We start from the raw sequence: 14,735 nt of genomic DNA, 5'->3' as shown, positions 1-14,735 counted from the left end.
GGAGCCCATCATGAACCCCCGCCGCGATCCGTCGCGTGTTATTCGCGCGCCGCGTGGAAACGATCGTACGTGCAAGAGCTGGCTCACCGAAGCAGCGCTCCGGATGCTGATGAACAATCTCGATCCGGATGTCGCGGAGCATCCGGAAGAGCTCGTTGTGTATGGCGGCATCGGCCGCGCCGCGCGCGATTGGGTGGCGTACGACAAGATCGTCGAAACACTGCAACGCTTGGAAGACGACGAAACGCTGTTGATCCAAAGCGGCAAGCCGGTTGGCGTGTTCAAGACGCACGCGGATGCGCCGCGCGTGCTGCTGGCGAACTCCAACCTCGTGCCGAAATGGGCGACGTGGGAGCATTTTGACGAGCTCGATCGCAAAGGTCTCATGATGTACGGCCAGATGACGGCCGGGTCGTGGATCTACATCGGCACCCAAGGCATCGTGCAGGGCACGTACGAAACCTTTGCCGAAATGGGCCGCGAGCATTTCGGCGGCGATTGGTCCGGCAAATGGATTCTGACGGCAGGTCTCGGCGGCATGGGCGGCGCGCAGCCACTCGCCGCAGTGATGGCCGGCGCCTGCTGTTTGGCCATCGAATGCCAGAGCGATCGTATCGAGAAGCGGCTGCAGACGCGTTACCTCGACAAGCGCGCCGAGACGCTCGATCAGGCGATGGCAATGATCAACGACGCGTGCGCGAAAGGCGAGGCGATTTCCGTCGGCTTGCTCGGCAACGCCGCTGAACTTTTGCCGGAAATGGTCAAGCGCGGCATTCGTCCCGACGCGGTGACGGATCAAACTTCGGCACACGATCCAGTGAACGGCTATCTCCCCGCGGGCTGGACCGTCGAGCGCTGGGTGCAGACGCGCGAGCAGAATCCAGAAGCTGTTGCCGAAGCCGCGCGCGCGTCGATGGCGATACATGTGAAGGCGATGCTCGACTTTCACAAGCAAGGCATCCCGGTTGTCGATTACGGCAACAACCTTCGCCAAGTGGCGAAGGACGAAGGCGTCGCGAACGCGTTCGACTATCCGGGCTTTGTGCCAGCGTACGTGCGCCCGTTGTTCTGCCGCGGCATCGGCCCGTTCCGCTGGGCGTCGCTGCGCGGCGATCCGGAAGACATCGCGCGCACAGACGCAAAGGTGAAAGAGCTGATCCCCAACGACGCGCATCTGCATCGGTGGCTCGATATGGCGAAAGAGCGCATCGCGTTCCAAGGGTTACCTGCGCGGATTTGCTGGGTTGGCTTAGGGCAGCGCCATCGCCTGGGACTCGCGTTCAACGAGATGGTGGCGCGGGGCGAGATCGGACCAATCGTGATCGGCCGCGATCATTTGGACTCTGGCTCCGTCGCTTCGCCCAACCGCGAAACAGAAAAGATGCGCGACGGCAGCGACGCGGTCAGCGATTGGCCCCTGCTCAACGCATTGCTCAACACCGCGTCCGGCGCGACGTGGGTTTCGCTGCATCATGGCGGTGGGGTGGGCATGGGCTATTCGCAACATTCCGGCGTCGTGATTGTATGCGACGGCACTGAGGCCGCGTCGAAGCGCATTGCGCGCGTGCTGTGGAATGATCCAGGCACCGGCGTCATGCGCCACGCCGACGCGGGCTACGAAGAAGCGATCCGGTGCGCGGAGGAGCAGGGGCTGGATTTGCCGTCGCTGGACTAACAGCCCAACGGGTCCATCATCCAGCCCAGCATTTCGCCGCTGGCGCTGCGCACTTCCGGCGCTTCCGTGCATTCTCCGCCAGGGTTCGGGCCGCTCGACCCGCGGACGAACAGCGCTTCGCCGTCGCCAGCGATCTTCGGCTCGCCCTGCGCGGGCGCGATCGTGGCCGTCCCGCCGCGCACGACGCAATGCAGAGCGGCCCCGTTGCCTTGCAGGCGCACGATGACGTCCTCGCCGTTGCGGCCGGCGTAGCTCACCCAGTTTTGGGTCGGCGCTTGTGCGATGCACGCATCAATCTGCGGGATCAGTTCAAGCAAATGGTGATCCCACGCGATCAGCGCGCAACCTTCGGCCGGGCGGCCGTTGGTGATGGTGATGCTGGCGCGCATCGGGAACGTGGCGCCGTCATGCGTGCACGCGCCGGGTGTCAGCGTCAGCGTGATGTCGCCTGATTGAAGCACCGCGCCTGTGTCCGTCGCCTGCGGCAGGGCGTACGGTTCGGATACGGTCTGCTCGTAGGCGGGATAGACCAGCACGGCGATGTTCTGGACAGGGAGCGCGTCGAAACGGAATTCGGGGCCGACGGCAATGAGGTGTCCACTCAGATCCAAGCCGCTCGTCGTGGCGATCTCGGCCTCCGGCGCTGGCGGCGCCGCACTTTGACCGCACGCGGCGAGAGCAAGGGCGAAAACCAAAGCGCGCATGCGAGCCTCCTTCACGACTGCAGGACTACGAGAACAACACCGGTGACGATGAGAGCCTGCGCGCCGGCATAAGTCCACCACACGATAGGCGCGGTGAGGCGGCGCGCGGGTGAATCCGGCGCGAGGCGGAAGAGTTCGGCGGAGAGCACGAAGTCGCTGGTGAGAAACAACACCGCGCCCAGCATCGCCGGCCAGCCCATCCACGGCAGCCACATTGCTTGCAACGCCATCGCCGTGATCGCGCCGCCATAGACCATGCCGCCCAACTTGATCGCGCGCATTTCGCGCCGCAGCCAGCCAAGCACGAGCGCTACCACCAACAGCACGAGCGGGCCAACAATCTGAGGCGCGGTCCACGCCAGTGGCTCGTCCGAGGTCGACGCGCTGATCGCAATCAGGATGAACCACGGCAGCAGCGCGCCGGTTAGGAACAGCGTCAGCACGGCGAGGCCGCCGCTGATCGGCCGGCTTTTCAGTTCATCGCGCCAGAACCAAAGCAAATATACGACAAGCGCGGCTGCGATCGCGATCATCGCGACGTAGCGCGGCCAGCGCGGCGCGTTGTCGCCGGAGAACATCCAGAGCCCGAAGAAGATCGCCAGGTACGCAAGCTGCGCGAGCAAGAAGGAAAGTATGCCAAGCGGCAGGATCGCGGGCTTGTCGAACGCCAGCCAGAAGTCGCCGGCCGCCGCCGCAGCGAGCGCAACCAGAAGAGGGAAGGGGGCGCCGGCGATGACGAAGGCCGCGGTCAGCGCGCCCATGAAGATCGTTTTGACGATGGCGCGGAGAAAGCTCGACGGGCGGTTGAGAAAATAGAGCCCGTACGTAACGGCAGCCACGGCGCTCAATGCGGCGAGCGCCCAGAACACGGGGCCGAATTCCATACCCATCATTCGGCCCTTCGATTCCACCGCCGTTCAGGTCAATGTGGTACACAAAGGTTGGGACGCCTAGGAAGCGTTTGGGGGGAAGGTGCATGACGCGGGGCTCTCATTTCTGGCGTTTGAAAATGTTGACGGCCGCCTCGGTGGCGGCGCTCCTGGCCGCGTGCGCAACACCGCCGCCGCCAACGCCCGGCGAACTCGAGGCGCAAGCCTGGGTCAGCGCGCAACGCGCGGATTCGCCGTACGCCTACCAAGAGTATCTCCGTCTCTACGGCGATTGGCCCAACGCCGAAGGCGCCCGCGCTCGGATCGAAAGCTTGATGGCCGAAGAGCGCGCGGCATGGACGCAAGCGCGCCGCATCAACACCGAGGACGCCTACGTCAATTTTCTCAATCTTTATTCGTGGGGGCCGGCAGCGCCGGAAGCGGATCAACGCCGCGCCACATTGGCGGCGCCGCGCCTTGCCGCCGAACAACGCGCGGCCTGGGCCGATGCTGAACGTGACGACCGCATCCCGAGCTACGAAGCATTTTTGAACGCCTGGCCTGATGGCGCCAACGCGGAAGAAGCGCGGGCGCGGCTCGACTATCTTTGGAATACCGACGAAGGCGCCTGGATTCGCGCGCAGCGTTTGAGCTCGCCCGGCGGCTATTCCGATTTCATCCGCGCTTACCCGCGTTCGACCTACGCCGCCGAAGCGCGCCGCCAGCTCGATTATTTCCAGTTTCAGGACGACTCATCTTGGGACAATGCACGCCGCCGCGATTCTATTCGCGAGTACGAGCGCTACATCCGGGAATTCCCTGACGGCTATCACCGCGCCAATGCCGAGCGCCGCATCTACCAGATCCGCTCGGATGATCGCTTGGCTTGGGATCGCGCCGTGCGCCGCGACAATATCGAGTCATACGAGGACTATCGCCGCGCTTGGCCGGATGGCGAGTATCGCGACCACGCCTCGCGGCGCGTTCGCCAACTCCGCGACGCCGCCGCCAATCCACCGCCAGGGCCGCCACCACCGCCTGCGCCGCCGCCAGGCGCGCCGCCGCCACGCCCGCATTCTCCGCCACCGCCTGTTGTGCAACCGCCGCCCACGCCGCCACCGGTGACGCCACCGCCTGCGCCGTCACCGCCGCCTGCGCCACCACCACCACCGGCGTCACCACCACCGCCGCCGGAGCCCGTTGTCGTGCCGCAGCAGCCGGACGATCAAGAGACAGAACTGGAGCGCCGTCAGCATCGGATCGAAGAGCTACGCGAACAGCGCCGCCAACCGGACTGACGCCGCGTCGCGTTGCGTTCGCGAATACGCTCGCTACAACGCCCTCAACAAAACCTGAGGGAGAGAACGATGCGGCTTTCGTCGGAAATCGCGGCAGTTGTGACGGGCGGCGCGTCGGGCCTAGGCCGGGCCACGGTTGAGAAGCTCCGCGCCGAGGGCGTGAAGTGCGCCATCTTCGATCGCGACGAGGATCGCGGCAACGCCACCGCCAATGAACTGGGCGCAACTTTCTGCAAGGTCGACGTCACCAGCGACGATAGCGTCAACGCCGGCTTCGAGGCCGCGCGCAAGGCCAACGGCCAGGAGCGCATCCTGGTGAACTGCGCCGGCATCGGCTCGGCGATGAAGACCGCCAGCCGGTCCAAGGATACTGGCGAGATCAAACATTTCCCGCTCAACATCTTCGAGCTGACCATCCAGATCAATCTGATCGGAACCTTCCGCTGCGTGGCCAAATCCGCGGCCGGGATGCTGACGCTGGAGCCGCTCGAAGGCGGCGAACGTGGCGCGATGGTGATGACGGCGTCTGTGGCCGCAGAAGACGGCCAGATGGGGCAGGCGGCTTACTCGGCGTCGAAGGGTGGCGTTGTCGGCATGACGCTGCCGATCGCGCGCGATCTCTCTGGCGAAGGCATCCGCATCAACACCATTCTGCCGGGCATCTTCGAAACCCCGCTGATGCTGGGCGCGCCGGCGAAGGTGAAGGAAGCGTTGGCAGCGTCGGTGCCGTTTCCGAAAAGGCTCGGAAACCCCGAAGAATACGCCTCTCTCGCGCTCGAAATGATTCGCAATCCGTACTTCAACGGCGAGGACGTGCGCATCGACGGCGCGATTCGGATGGGCCTGCGCTAGGTCGACGCGCTCCAAAACAGCGGTTTTGCAGTGAAAGCGGCGTGTGCCGGGAACACGCCGCTGTGCATATTGTCGCAGAAACTCAGTCAAATCAGCTTTTTTGCGTTGCGACTCTCGCGGTGAAATGCGAGGGATTCGGCGCAATCGTACGAAAACGAGCGGTTTTAGCGGGTTTTCGGCGATTTTCTCGAGAGGCGCGGTCACGCTCCATCAAGAATTGAATGGCATCACTCATAGGCCGGCGGTGATGAGGGTCGTCAGAAACCCATGATTTACCGGCGGTTCGTTGAGTTTAACGCACGACAACCTTTGAACAGGGGAATGCAAGATGGCCAAAAAGGCAGCGAAGAAAGCACCAAAAGCGAAGAAGGCTCCGGCTCGTAAGAAGTCGGCCAAGAAGGCGGCTCCGGCTCCGGCGAAGGCCGTGAAGGTGACTGCGGTCGCCGGCAAGACGGTTACTGCGAGCGCTCTGCTCCAGACCATCGCCGACCACATGGGCATGAAAAAGTCCGAAGCCAAGACGATGGTCGAAGGATACACCGACGTCGTGAAGGCCTACGTCCTGAAGGGCGCTAAGGTGAAGATCGGCGACATCGGCATGGTCATGGTCCGCCACCGCAAGGCCCGCATGGGCCGCAACCCGCAAACGGGTGAGCCGGTGAAGATCAAGGCGTCGAAGAAGCTCGCTTTCCGCCAATCGTCGGTGATGAAGGCGCAAGTGATGGGCAGCCGCTAAGGCGCTCACACGACGCAAGAAACAATGACCCCATTCGGGGTTGTCGAGACGGCCGGCGTTCTACGAAGCGCCGGCCGTTTTCGTTTGAGGTGGGTAGCGCCACCAGTTTCCGCCGCTTCAGTATGCAGCTAGGGTTCGGCATGTCGCAGGATTTGCTCAGCGAGCTGCTAGCGGAGGCATTGGTTGCGCACGGGATTCGCTTCAGCCGAGAGGGCGGTGCGTTAGTGCTCCAGGACGCTCCTATGGCGTTCCGCACTGATGTTCAAAAGAGTGCGGTTCACCCCAATAGTGTTGTGATGCAGGTCGCGTTTGCCACGGAGGCGGCCGCGCTCGACGGGCGCGTGATATGGAATGTATTTGCGGGCGTGGGAGAAAATGAAGGCGCCGCCATTAAAAATGGCTTCATGAAATTCCTACTCGGCCCGTTCCACGTGCTTGTTAGCGCTTTGGGTGGCCATGTTTGCTCGAAGGGGAGCGAGGAGTGGCGAGAACTCTGCAACGAAGGCGGGAGCAAATGGAGCATCTGCGACTCTCCCCTGATTACGCAGGGCTTCGACAATCCGGCGTCTGTTCCGTTTGGCGCCGTGCAGACGGCGCTTGAGAACGCGTTCACGACGCTTTCACCGAGTGGAGTGCATTGGGTGGAAGCATTCTTCGCTTTCTTGAATGGGAAACGCACCGCGCTAGATGTCCAACTCGACGGCAACGCTTGGCCCGAGGGGACGCAAATCGTTGAAGGGTGGGATTTCCAACCGGGTCCAGGGTATAAGTCTGGGCGCTACTTCTTCATTGCACTCAGCGCCCGAATCTAAACGCGGGCTTGAAAGGACGCGTCATGGATCGAGCCAAGCGCAACAAGCAAAATTATCTCGACGCTAAAGCGGCGTTCAACGCGCGCGATCTTGATGCCTGCGTCGCCTTCTACGCGGCCAACCACCGTGTGGTGTCGGCGCGCCCGCAGGGCGATGCGGCACCTTCGATCCGGCGCTTCTTCGAAGAGACGATCGCTGTTTGGCCGGACATCCAAATCTCCGTCGAGCAGGCGGTCGCTGAAGACGATTGGGTGATGGGCCGAAGCGTCGCGGTCGCCACGCATTCAAACACCGTCATGGGCGTGGCGCCGACGAACCGGAGGATCGAGTCCGCATTCTGGGATTTGCATCGCTTTGACGCCGACGGGCGCATGGTTGAAAGTTGGAACCTGATGGATGCGTTGTCCATCATGCAGCAGCTCAAATAGCCCCGCTTCTCGTTGTCAGCCACGACAAGTCTTTCCTGAAGGCGATCGGCGTGACCGGGCGTCTGACGCTCGGCCAAACGTAACCCCGTATTAAGGTGGCGCGCCGAAATTAGTCCAAGCCCGACAACGCGCGGGCGCTTGCGCGAAATCCATCAGCGCTGCACGTTGACCACGCCCTTTTGTAAGGAGTCGACCATGAAAACTCGTTTTATCTGCGCACTGGCTGCCAGCTTGGCGATGGCTCAATTCGCCGTCCCAGCGTATGCGGAAACGCCGGAAGCTCCTGCCCAATTCCGCGCCGCTGCACCGCAATCGTTCACGGCTGAGGATCTGCAGCGTTATGGGCTGAGCTCCGAAGACGCCGCGAGAGGCGTGGCGCTGCAAGAGCAGGGCTACACCGTCGTTGCGCTGACGCCCGAAGAAGCAGAAGCGTATCAGGCTGGCGCCTTCTCGCAGACCGAGTGGATTCTGATCGGCGTCGGCGTGCTAATCATTCTGGCGATAGCGTAACAGGCTGCGTCAATCGAACGTTACGAGCCCGGCGAAAGCCGGGCTCACTTGTACTTAGGCAAACGCCACGTTCATCGCGCTCACCTGCCGGATAGCGCCTTGCGCCAAGGTCGGGAAATCCCCGATCAGCGCGGTGTTCGGCGCCAGCCGCGCGATCACCGCTAGCGTTTCCTCCATCTCCGCGCGCGCCAGCGCTTCGCCGACGCAACGGTGCGCGCCGCCGCCGAAGATCGGATGCCAGCGTGGATGGTCCGTGCGTGTGATGTCGAAAGTATCAGGGTCGGCATAGACCTCCGGATCGCGAAGTGCGGAAATCAATGACACCGCAACCGGCGTACCCGCCGGCACGAGATAGCCATCAATGTCGAGGTCCCGCAGCGCCACGCGCGGCACGCCGGAGACGATCGGCTCGTAGCGCAAGCCTTCGGCGACCACGCCCTTCTTCAAACCATCCGGATCGGCGCGGAACGCGCGCCACTGATCGGGATGGCGAAGCAGGTGGGCAAGAGTCATGCAGAGCGAGCCGCGCGTGGTGTCGGAGCCGGCGAGGATGAGGCCCAGCACTTGCGTGCGGATTTCCGCTTCGCTGAGCTGAACGTCGCGCGCGGTTGCGTCGACGTAGTCAGACAAGAAATCCCCCTTCGGCGTCTTGCGGCGATCCTCCAGCAAGTCGCCGACGTAAGCATTGAAAGCGGTCAGGCTGTCTTCGATCTGCTGGCGGCGCGTCAGGTCGATGAAACCGAGCGATTCCGCGGTGTCGGCGATCCACTGCATGAAGATCGGCAGATCGCTGCGCGGAACGCCAAGAATGTCAGCGATGATCCGAGCCGGAAGTTGTGCGGCGATCTCATTCACGAAATCGATCGGGCCGGCGCCGACGCGCGGCTCAACCAATTCGGTCGCGACTTCGATCACCTTCGGCCGCATCGCGTCCATCAGTTTGAACGCAAAGGTCCGCGCCACCGGAGCGCGGCGGCGAGCGTGGACATCGCCATTGGCGAACAACATGCCGGTCGTCATCAGATCCCAGATCGGGCCGCTGGTGATGCCTTGCATCACCTTGGTTTCCGTCTCCATTTGCCGCGTCGCGTCACTGGTGACGAGTTCGAGGTGGCGGTGACGCAGTGCCAGCACGATGCCGATCGGCGTGCGCGCCAGCGGCGCTTGTTCGCGCAGGCGTTTCAGCACCGCGTGCGCATCTCCGGGCGCATCGAACGAGATTTCGGGAGCTTCGGAGAGCGGACGTACGGCCATAGGAGCGCCTTTCGCTGCTAGACTTGTATCATCTCACGCGCGCGGCGGCAGACCTCTGTCGCAACGTTAACTTCGGCGGCGGTGAAGAATGGCGCGTACACGCCGGCGGCGGCGAGAAATTGTTTGCGCATGGATTGAAAGCGGTCGCGGCCCTTTTTGGTGACACGTACCAGCTTGCTCTTCTTGTGCTTTGGATTGTCGACGAACTCGACCAGCCCTTGCGCTTCGAGCGTGTTGCAAATGGTCTGGCAGTGCTGACGCGACACCGGGCGTGAGCGCGCCATCTCCGGCACCGTCTGCGGCCCTTCCTTCGCCAGCATCCGCAACACGCCCCATTCGCCGCCGGCCGTCGCGAACCCTGCCGTGGCCTGGGTGATCGCTTCGATCCTGAAATACATTTCGATGACAGTGACAGAGAGCTCGAGAATATCCTCGGCGCTCGCTTGTAATGGCTTTTTCACTTGACAATCCGCTTGTCGAAAATGACAGATTAATTGTCACCTTGGGAGATCGCCATGCGCGCGTCAATGACGGCCAATGCGGAACGCGAACCTTGCCGAGGGATTGGCTGCGTTTGGGGCGATCCGCGCGGTCTGTTCGGCAACGCGGCGCTGGTGGCGATGGCGTTCAAGAACGGCGGCCAGAACAAGGCCGCGCTCGATGCGCTGGCGCCGAAGCCCGGCGACAGCGTGATCGAAATCGGCTGCGGGCCGGGCATGGGCATTCGCGCCGCGCTGAAGCGGGTGGGGAAGGGCGGCTTCGTCGCCGGCATCGATCAATCGCCGCTAGCCGCGCATTTCGCGGCGCATGTCGCGCACAATGCAACGCTGAGCGGCCGCGCCGCCATTCTGCGCTCGGACGTCACCGATCTGCCGTTCCGCGATCTTATGTTTGACGGCGCCTTCACCGTGAACAGCTTTCAATTCTGGCCCGACCCCGCGCGCGGCTTGCGCGAAATCGCGCGCGTGCTGGCGCCGAGCGGCCGGCTGGTGATCACCCAGCGTGCGCCAAATCCGGAACGGCACACAAACTTCGCCGGCGCCGGGAGCGGTATGGAGCGGATCGGCCAAGCTTCGGCGCTGCTCGCGCAGCAAGGCTGGCGCATCGTCGATGAACGCTGCGCGCCGGACGGCGCGCGGCTCATCTCCGTCAGTGTGGTGGCTGAGCGGCCGGCGTGAGCGAAACCTGGATCGTGCTGGCGTGGGCGGCGCTGGCGCTTGTCCATCTGATGCCGGCACTAGCTACATTTTCCCCGGCTTTACGGCGGCGGCTCTATGGCATTGAGTCCGACGGGGCTCTGAGAGTCATGCTGACGCATCGCGGCGTGCTGTTCGCTGCTGTGCTAGTCGCGTGCGTCTACGCGGCGACGGCGCCGGAAGCGCGCCAACTCGCGGCGCTAATTGTTGCGATCAGCTTGATAGGATTCTTGATCGTGTACGCAGCTTCAGGCGCACCGAAAGGCCCGCTGCGCAGCGTCGCGCTGGTCGACGCCGTTGCGTTGATCCCGCTTGCACTTGTTTGTGCGGACGCCTGGTTCTAGGTCGCAGGCCGCGTATTGTTGGCCGCGATCTGCGCAATCGCGATGCCCGTCGCCATAACCACGAGCCCAAATGCGCGCAGCGCGTCGATCGGCTTTTGCGGCGCGCCGAACAACCCGAAATGATCGATCGCAGCTGACGATAAGATCTGGCCCGCAAGCACGAACATGATGGCGTTGCCGATGCCGAAGCGCGGTCCGACCCATGTGATCGAGAGCAGATAATAAGCAAAGCCAAGTCCGGCGAGGAGCTGCAGCGGCTTGGCCTGTTTCAGCGCGTCGAACGAAATGTGCATGCTTCCGGTGAGCAGCGTGAACGCGAGCACCGTGGCGAACGCGCCCGCCGACACAATCGTCGCCGCCGCCCACGGATTGTCCAACGTGCGCCCCAGCGCGCCGGAGAGCGCCGCCATGATCGGAATGAGAATGCCGCCCAGCGTGGAGAGCGCAATATAGAACGCAAGTGTCGGCGCGTTCATGGACGCGGCTTCGCGTTGCGTGCGGTGACGCTCTCGCCGGCGATGCCCCAATTGTCGGTTTCTACTTCATCGATCACGACGACGGTCGTGGCCGGGTTCTTGTTCAACACGCGCTGCAACAGCTCGGTCGCGCCCTTGATCAGCTCGGCCTTTTGCTCGGCCGTCGCGCCGGTCTTGGTGATTTTGATGTTGACGTACGGCATCTTAAGCCTCCGCTGGCCGGCCGAAGCGCTCGGCCGAGCGCGCCTTGGCTTTGGCGGCTTCTTCTTCACGATCTTTCGGTGGCGCGTTGGTTTCGAGCGAGTCGATCAGCTTCCGCGCCGCGGCGAACACTTCATCGATCGCCGTGTTGAACGCCGCTTCGTTGGTCTTCGACGGCGTGTTGTAGCCGGAAAGTTTGCGCACGAATTGTAGCGACGCGGCGCGGACTTCATCGTCGGTCGCGGGCGGGGCGAAATTGTAGAGCGTCTTGATGTTGCGGCACATGGCGGTGTCTCAGGCAAATCCTACGACAGGGTGGGGGATGTAAGGCTCTTCCAGCCTAACGACGTCTTCGGGCGACAACGTGACCTCGACGGCGGCAATGGCGTCGTCGAGCTGTTCCAGCTTGGTGGCGCCGACGATCGGCGCCGTGACGCCAGGTTTCGCGAAGTGCCAAGCCAGCGCCACTTGTCCGCGCGAGACACCGCGCGCGGCGGCGATCTCGCCAACGCGGTCGATCACGGCGCGATCGGCTTCGGCAGTCTTGCGATAGAGATATTGGCCGAACTTGTCCGTCTCACTGCGATCCGTGCTGGCGTCCGCGGCGCGCGCCAAGCGTCCGCGCGCCAGCGGCGACCACGGGATCACACCGATGCCCTGATCGCGGCAGAGCGGCAGCATCTCGCGCTCTTCCTCGCGGTAGAGCAGGTTCAAATGGTTCTGCATCGAGACAAAACGCGCCCAGCCATTGGCCTTCTGTAGCGCCAATGCCTGCATGAATTGCCACGCCCACATCGACGACGCGCCGATGTAACGCGCCTTGCCGGCCTTCACGACATCATGCAGCGCCTCCAGCGTTTCCTCGATCGGCGTTTCCGGATCGAGGCGATGGATTTGATAGAGATCGACGTAGTCCGTACCAAGCCGTCTCAGACTGTTGTCGATCTCGCCAAGAATGGCCTTGCGCGAAAGCCCTTTGCCGTTCGGATCGTTCGGCCGCATGTCGTAGAAGACTTTTGTCGCGATCACGATCTCGTCGCGCTTGGCGTATTTCTTGATGGCGCGGCCAAGGAATTCTTCGCTGGTGCCGGAGGAATAGGCGTTCGCGGTGTCGAAGAAATTGATGCCGGCCTTGATGGCGCGTTTGTAGAACGGCTGCGACGCCTCTTCGCTCAGCGCCCAAGGGTGCAGGCCTTTCGATGCGTCGGCATACGTCATCGTGCCGAGGCAGATGCGCGAGACCTTGAGGCCGGACGTTCCGAGATTTACATATTTCATTGGTCATACCACCTTCGAGTCATTCCAGACACGCGGAGCGGTGATCTGGAATCCAGGGCCAACGGCTGACCGGTTGCCTGGATTCCAGGTCTCCGCTTCGCTTCGCCTGGAATGACTCTGAATCATGCCGTTAGCTCCACGAACACGTCTTCCAAGTCTGGCTCTTCGATCGAGAGATCCTTGATCGCGATGCCGGCGTTGCGCACGCGGTCCAGCATCTCTTCGACGCTGTGTTCCTTGGTGTGATACGTGACCGCGATCGCGCCCGTCGGCCGCATCGCGAACGTCACGTCCTCGAAGCCCTGCACCGGCAGCGTGATCGGATCGGTCGGCGTCACTACCAAAGTCTTACTATCCAGCCGTGAAATCAGCTTCGACGTTGGCTCGCACGCAATCACATTGCCGTGGTTGATGATCGCGATCGTATCGCAAAGCTCTTGCGCCTCTTCGAGATAGTGCGTCGTCAGCACGATCGTGACGCCGCTCGCATGCAGCTCGCGCACATAATCCCAAAGCTGGCGCCGCAGCTCGACATCCACACCAGCCGTCGGCTCATCCAGTACCAACACGGGCGGCGCATGCACCATCGCCTTCGCCACCAACAGCCGCCGCTTCATGCCGCCAGACAATGTGCGCGCGTACACATCGCGCTTATCCCAAAGCCCGACGGCCTTCAGAATCTCTTCCGTCTTACGCTCACTCTTCGGCACGCCGTAATAGCCCGCTTGAATCTCCAGCGCTTCGCCAGGCGAGAAGAACGGATCCATGTTCAGCTCTTGCGGCACGATGCCGATCGCGCCGCGCGCGTTCATCGGATCGCCGTCGATGTCGTTGCCCCAGATCGACGCGGTTCCACCGCTCTTCACCACCAGGCCGCCGAGAATGTTGATGAAGGTCGATTTGCCGGCGCCGTTCGGCCCCAGCAGCCCGAAGAACGAGCCGCGCGGTATCTCCAGATCGATCGCCTTCAGCGCATGCACCGCCTTGCCCTTGCCCTGAGCGCGGTACGTCTTGTCCAGCCCCTTGGCCTGGATCGCGAAATCGGGCGGCGCGGCGGGTGCGAGCATGGAAGTCCTGGGGGAGGCGCCGCATTGCGCGGGCGCGCGATGCGCTTTAGGTACGGGCGCGCGCCAAACGCTTCAACCCGGACCGGCAATATAATGAGCAAGCTTCACGACAATCCGAGGACCGACCAGATGACGCCGGGCGATCCCGACGCGATGCCGGCGCCGGAAGTCGTAACCGTGACTGCCAAGCGCGTGAAATGCGACGGCGGCGGCGGCGCGCTCGGTCACCCGGTCGTGTTCTACGACATGGGCGAAGACAATTTCGTCGAGTGCCTCTACTGCGACCGCCGCTTCGTGCTGGCCGAAGGCGCGGACGATGGGCACTAGCCGCTGAGCGACTCGATGCATCGTTCAACCGCGTCCGGCGCGGCGCCGGCAGCATCCGGGAATGCTTGATAGATCGGATAGATGCGCGTCGCTGAGCAATATCCGATGGCGGTATCGCGAAGCCCCGCGCGTGCTGCGTCACGCGCCAACATTGCCCACCGCGTTTGATCCGGCACGCGCCACCAGCGCAGGATCGTCACGGATTCCATAAGCGCGATGCGTCGCGCCTGGTTGCCCTCGATCGCTGCTGCACGCGCCATCAGATCGAGATCGTCCGCGTAGGCCGAGTCACCGGCGAAATCTGGCGCACAATACTGACGGAGCCCAATAAAGTTCATGCCGGATGGCGCATCACTTGCCACCGTGCAGACGGTGACAGCCGGTCGAGGCGCCGCCGCGTGCTCAGCCGCGATCAAACCGGCCTGCTGAACGAGAAAGTCCCGGTAGCGCCCAACCCAGCGCTGGTGCTCCTGCGAACCCGTCTCCAACCGCCTGAGCAGGCGCCGGAAAGCGCGATCGCGCTCATGGCGCGGCGCATCCGATTGCACGTAACGCTGGAGGAAGGCCGCGCGCTCTGCGGAAGGCGCCGCCTCTTCCGGATTCGGCGCCGGTGGCGGATCGACGGCAAGCCCGCTGACCTGTGCATGCGCTTGTGCGGGTGCGGCAAGCGCAAGGAACGCCAAACCGGCCAGGAGCGATAGCTTCATC

General features: G+C 63.2%; 20 protein-coding genes. 10 read left to right on the top strand and 10 right to left on the bottom strand.

The annotated features are described in order from the left end of the window. The first annotated feature begins 10 nt into the window (after positions 1-10). A complete protein-coding gene (gene hutU, locus DSM104635_RS17595; protein ID WP_158767474.1) occupies positions 11-1,675 on the top strand; it encodes a urocanate hydratase in 1,665 nt (554 codons plus the stop codon). On the opposite strand, the gene DSM104635_RS17590 is transcribed toward hutU, so the two are convergent. Beyond that, positions 1,672-2,379: a hypothetical protein gene (locus DSM104635_RS17590; RefSeq protein ID WP_158767473.1), complete on the bottom strand. Its 708-nt coding sequence runs from the start codon at positions 2,377-2,379 to the stop codon at positions 1,672-1,674. The genes hutU and DSM104635_RS17590 overlap by 4 nt on opposite strands. Positions 2,380-2,390: 11 nt before the next feature. After that, positions 2,391-3,272, bottom strand: coding sequence for a lysoplasmalogenase family protein (locus DSM104635_RS17585; protein ID WP_158767472.1), 882 nt, complete (start codon positions 3,270-3,272; stop codon positions 2,391-2,393). Positions 3,273-3,355: 83 nt separating this feature from the next. Between DSM104635_RS17585 and DSM104635_RS17580 the strand changes: the two genes are divergently transcribed. The 6 genes from DSM104635_RS17580 (at position 3,356) to DSM104635_RS17555 (ending at position 7,884) form a co-directional block, all read left to right on the top strand. After that, positions 3,356-4,546, top strand: a complete 1,191-nt coding sequence (locus tag DSM104635_RS17580; RefSeq protein WP_158767471.1) for an outer membrane protein assembly factor BamD — start codon at positions 3,356-3,358, stop codon at positions 4,544-4,546. Positions 4,547-4,615: 69 nt separating this feature from the next. Continuing rightward, entirely contained in the window at positions 4,616-5,398 is a 783-nt protein-coding gene (locus tag DSM104635_RS17575; protein WP_158767470.1) for an SDR family NAD(P)-dependent oxidoreductase, read from the top strand. 328 nt (positions 5,399-5,726) lie between these two features. Beyond that, positions 5,727-6,134: an HU family DNA-binding protein gene (locus DSM104635_RS17570; protein ID WP_158767469.1), complete on the top strand. Its 408-nt coding sequence runs from the start codon at positions 5,727-5,729 to the stop codon at positions 6,132-6,134. A gap of 140 nt (positions 6,135-6,274) precedes the next feature. After that, positions 6,275-6,946 carry a DUF6348 family protein gene (locus DSM104635_RS17565; protein WP_158767468.1) on the top strand — a complete coding sequence of 224 codons (672 nt, stop codon included), beginning with the start codon at positions 6,275-6,277 and terminating at the stop codon, positions 6,944-6,946. Positions 6,947-6,969: 23 nt separating this feature from the next. Then, positions 6,970-7,374, top strand: coding sequence for an ester cyclase (locus DSM104635_RS17560; protein ID WP_158767467.1), 405 nt, complete (start codon positions 6,970-6,972; stop codon positions 7,372-7,374). A gap of 195 nt (positions 7,375-7,569) precedes the next feature. After that, complete coding sequence (locus DSM104635_RS17555) at positions 7,570-7,884, top strand: hypothetical protein (RefSeq protein WP_158767466.1); 315 nt, start codon at positions 7,570-7,572, stop codon at positions 7,882-7,884. 54 nt (positions 7,885-7,938) lie between these two features. On the opposite strand, the gene DSM104635_RS17550 is transcribed toward DSM104635_RS17555, so the two are convergent. Further along, positions 7,939-9,138 carry a cytochrome P450 gene (locus tag DSM104635_RS17550; protein ID WP_158767465.1) on the bottom strand — a complete coding sequence of 400 codons (1,200 nt, stop codon included), beginning with the start codon at positions 9,136-9,138 and terminating at the stop codon, positions 7,939-7,941. A gap of 17 nt (positions 9,139-9,155) precedes the next feature. Further along, positions 9,156-9,599 carry a MarR family winged helix-turn-helix transcriptional regulator gene (locus DSM104635_RS17545; RefSeq protein WP_158767464.1) on the bottom strand — a complete coding sequence of 148 codons (444 nt, stop codon included), beginning with the start codon at positions 9,597-9,599 and terminating at the stop codon, positions 9,156-9,158. Between the two features lie 54 nt (positions 9,600-9,653). On the opposite strand from DSM104635_RS17545, the gene DSM104635_RS17540 reads away from it, so the two are divergent. Together DSM104635_RS17540 and DSM104635_RS17535 are read left to right on the top strand one after the other, a co-directional pair. Beyond that, on the top strand, positions 9,654-10,316 hold the full coding sequence (locus tag DSM104635_RS17540; protein ID WP_158767463.1) for a class I SAM-dependent methyltransferase: 663 nt from the start codon (positions 9,654-9,656) through the stop codon (positions 10,314-10,316). Then, entirely contained in the window at positions 10,313-10,678 is a 366-nt protein-coding gene (locus DSM104635_RS17535) for a hypothetical protein (protein ID WP_158767462.1), read from the top strand. The genes DSM104635_RS17540 and DSM104635_RS17535 overlap by 4 nt, the downstream gene beginning before the upstream one ends. On the opposite strand, the gene DSM104635_RS17530 is transcribed toward DSM104635_RS17535, so the two are convergent. The 5 genes from DSM104635_RS17530 to DSM104635_RS17510 form a co-directional block, all read right to left on the bottom strand. Further along, complete coding sequence (locus DSM104635_RS17530; RefSeq protein ID WP_158767461.1) at positions 10,675-11,154, bottom strand: DMT family transporter; 480 nt, start codon at positions 11,152-11,154, stop codon at positions 10,675-10,677. The genes DSM104635_RS17535 and DSM104635_RS17530 overlap by 4 nt on opposite strands. Then, positions 11,151-11,357: a tautomerase family protein gene (locus DSM104635_RS17525; RefSeq protein WP_158767460.1), complete on the bottom strand. Its 207-nt coding sequence runs from the start codon at positions 11,355-11,357 to the stop codon at positions 11,151-11,153. The genes DSM104635_RS17530 and DSM104635_RS17525 overlap by 4 nt, the downstream gene beginning before the upstream one ends. 1 nt (position 11,358) lies before the next feature. Next, on the bottom strand, positions 11,359-11,640 hold the full coding sequence (locus tag DSM104635_RS17520; RefSeq protein ID WP_158767459.1) for a DUF2277 domain-containing protein: 282 nt from the start codon (positions 11,638-11,640) through the stop codon (positions 11,359-11,361). 9 nt (positions 11,641-11,649) lie between these two features. After that, positions 11,650-12,633: an aldo/keto reductase gene (locus DSM104635_RS17515; RefSeq protein ID WP_158767458.1), complete on the bottom strand. Its 984-nt coding sequence runs from the start codon at positions 12,631-12,633 to the stop codon at positions 11,650-11,652. 122 nt (positions 12,634-12,755) lie between these two features. Further along, positions 12,756-13,700, bottom strand: coding sequence for an ABC transporter ATP-binding protein (locus DSM104635_RS17510; RefSeq protein WP_158767457.1), 945 nt, complete (start codon positions 13,698-13,700; stop codon positions 12,756-12,758). 93 nt (positions 13,701-13,793) lie between these two features. On the opposite strand from DSM104635_RS17510, the gene DSM104635_RS17505 reads away from it, so the two are divergent. After that, the gene (locus DSM104635_RS17505; RefSeq protein WP_228445745.1) at positions 13,794-14,027 is read left to right on the top strand and encodes a zinc-finger domain-containing protein; all 234 of its coding nucleotides are present in this window, start codon (positions 13,794-13,796) and stop codon (positions 14,025-14,027) included. Here the strand turns inward: DSM104635_RS17505 and DSM104635_RS17500 are convergent. Next, positions 14,024-14,734 (bottom strand): hypothetical protein, encoded by a 711-nt coding sequence (locus DSM104635_RS17500; protein WP_158767456.1) that lies wholly within the window; start codon positions 14,732-14,734, stop codon positions 14,024-14,026. The two genes, DSM104635_RS17505 and DSM104635_RS17500, sit on opposite strands and share 4 nt — an antisense overlap. Between the last annotated feature and the right edge of the window lies 1 nt (position 14,735).

The organism is Terricaulis silvestris, from assembly GCF_009792355.1.
Taxonomy (GTDB): Bacteria; Pseudomonadota; Alphaproteobacteria; order Caulobacterales; family Aquidulcibacteraceae; genus Vitreimonas; species Vitreimonas silvestris.
Note: the sequence above shows the minus strand (reverse complement) of the source record. Positions and strands in the feature narration are given on the sequence as shown.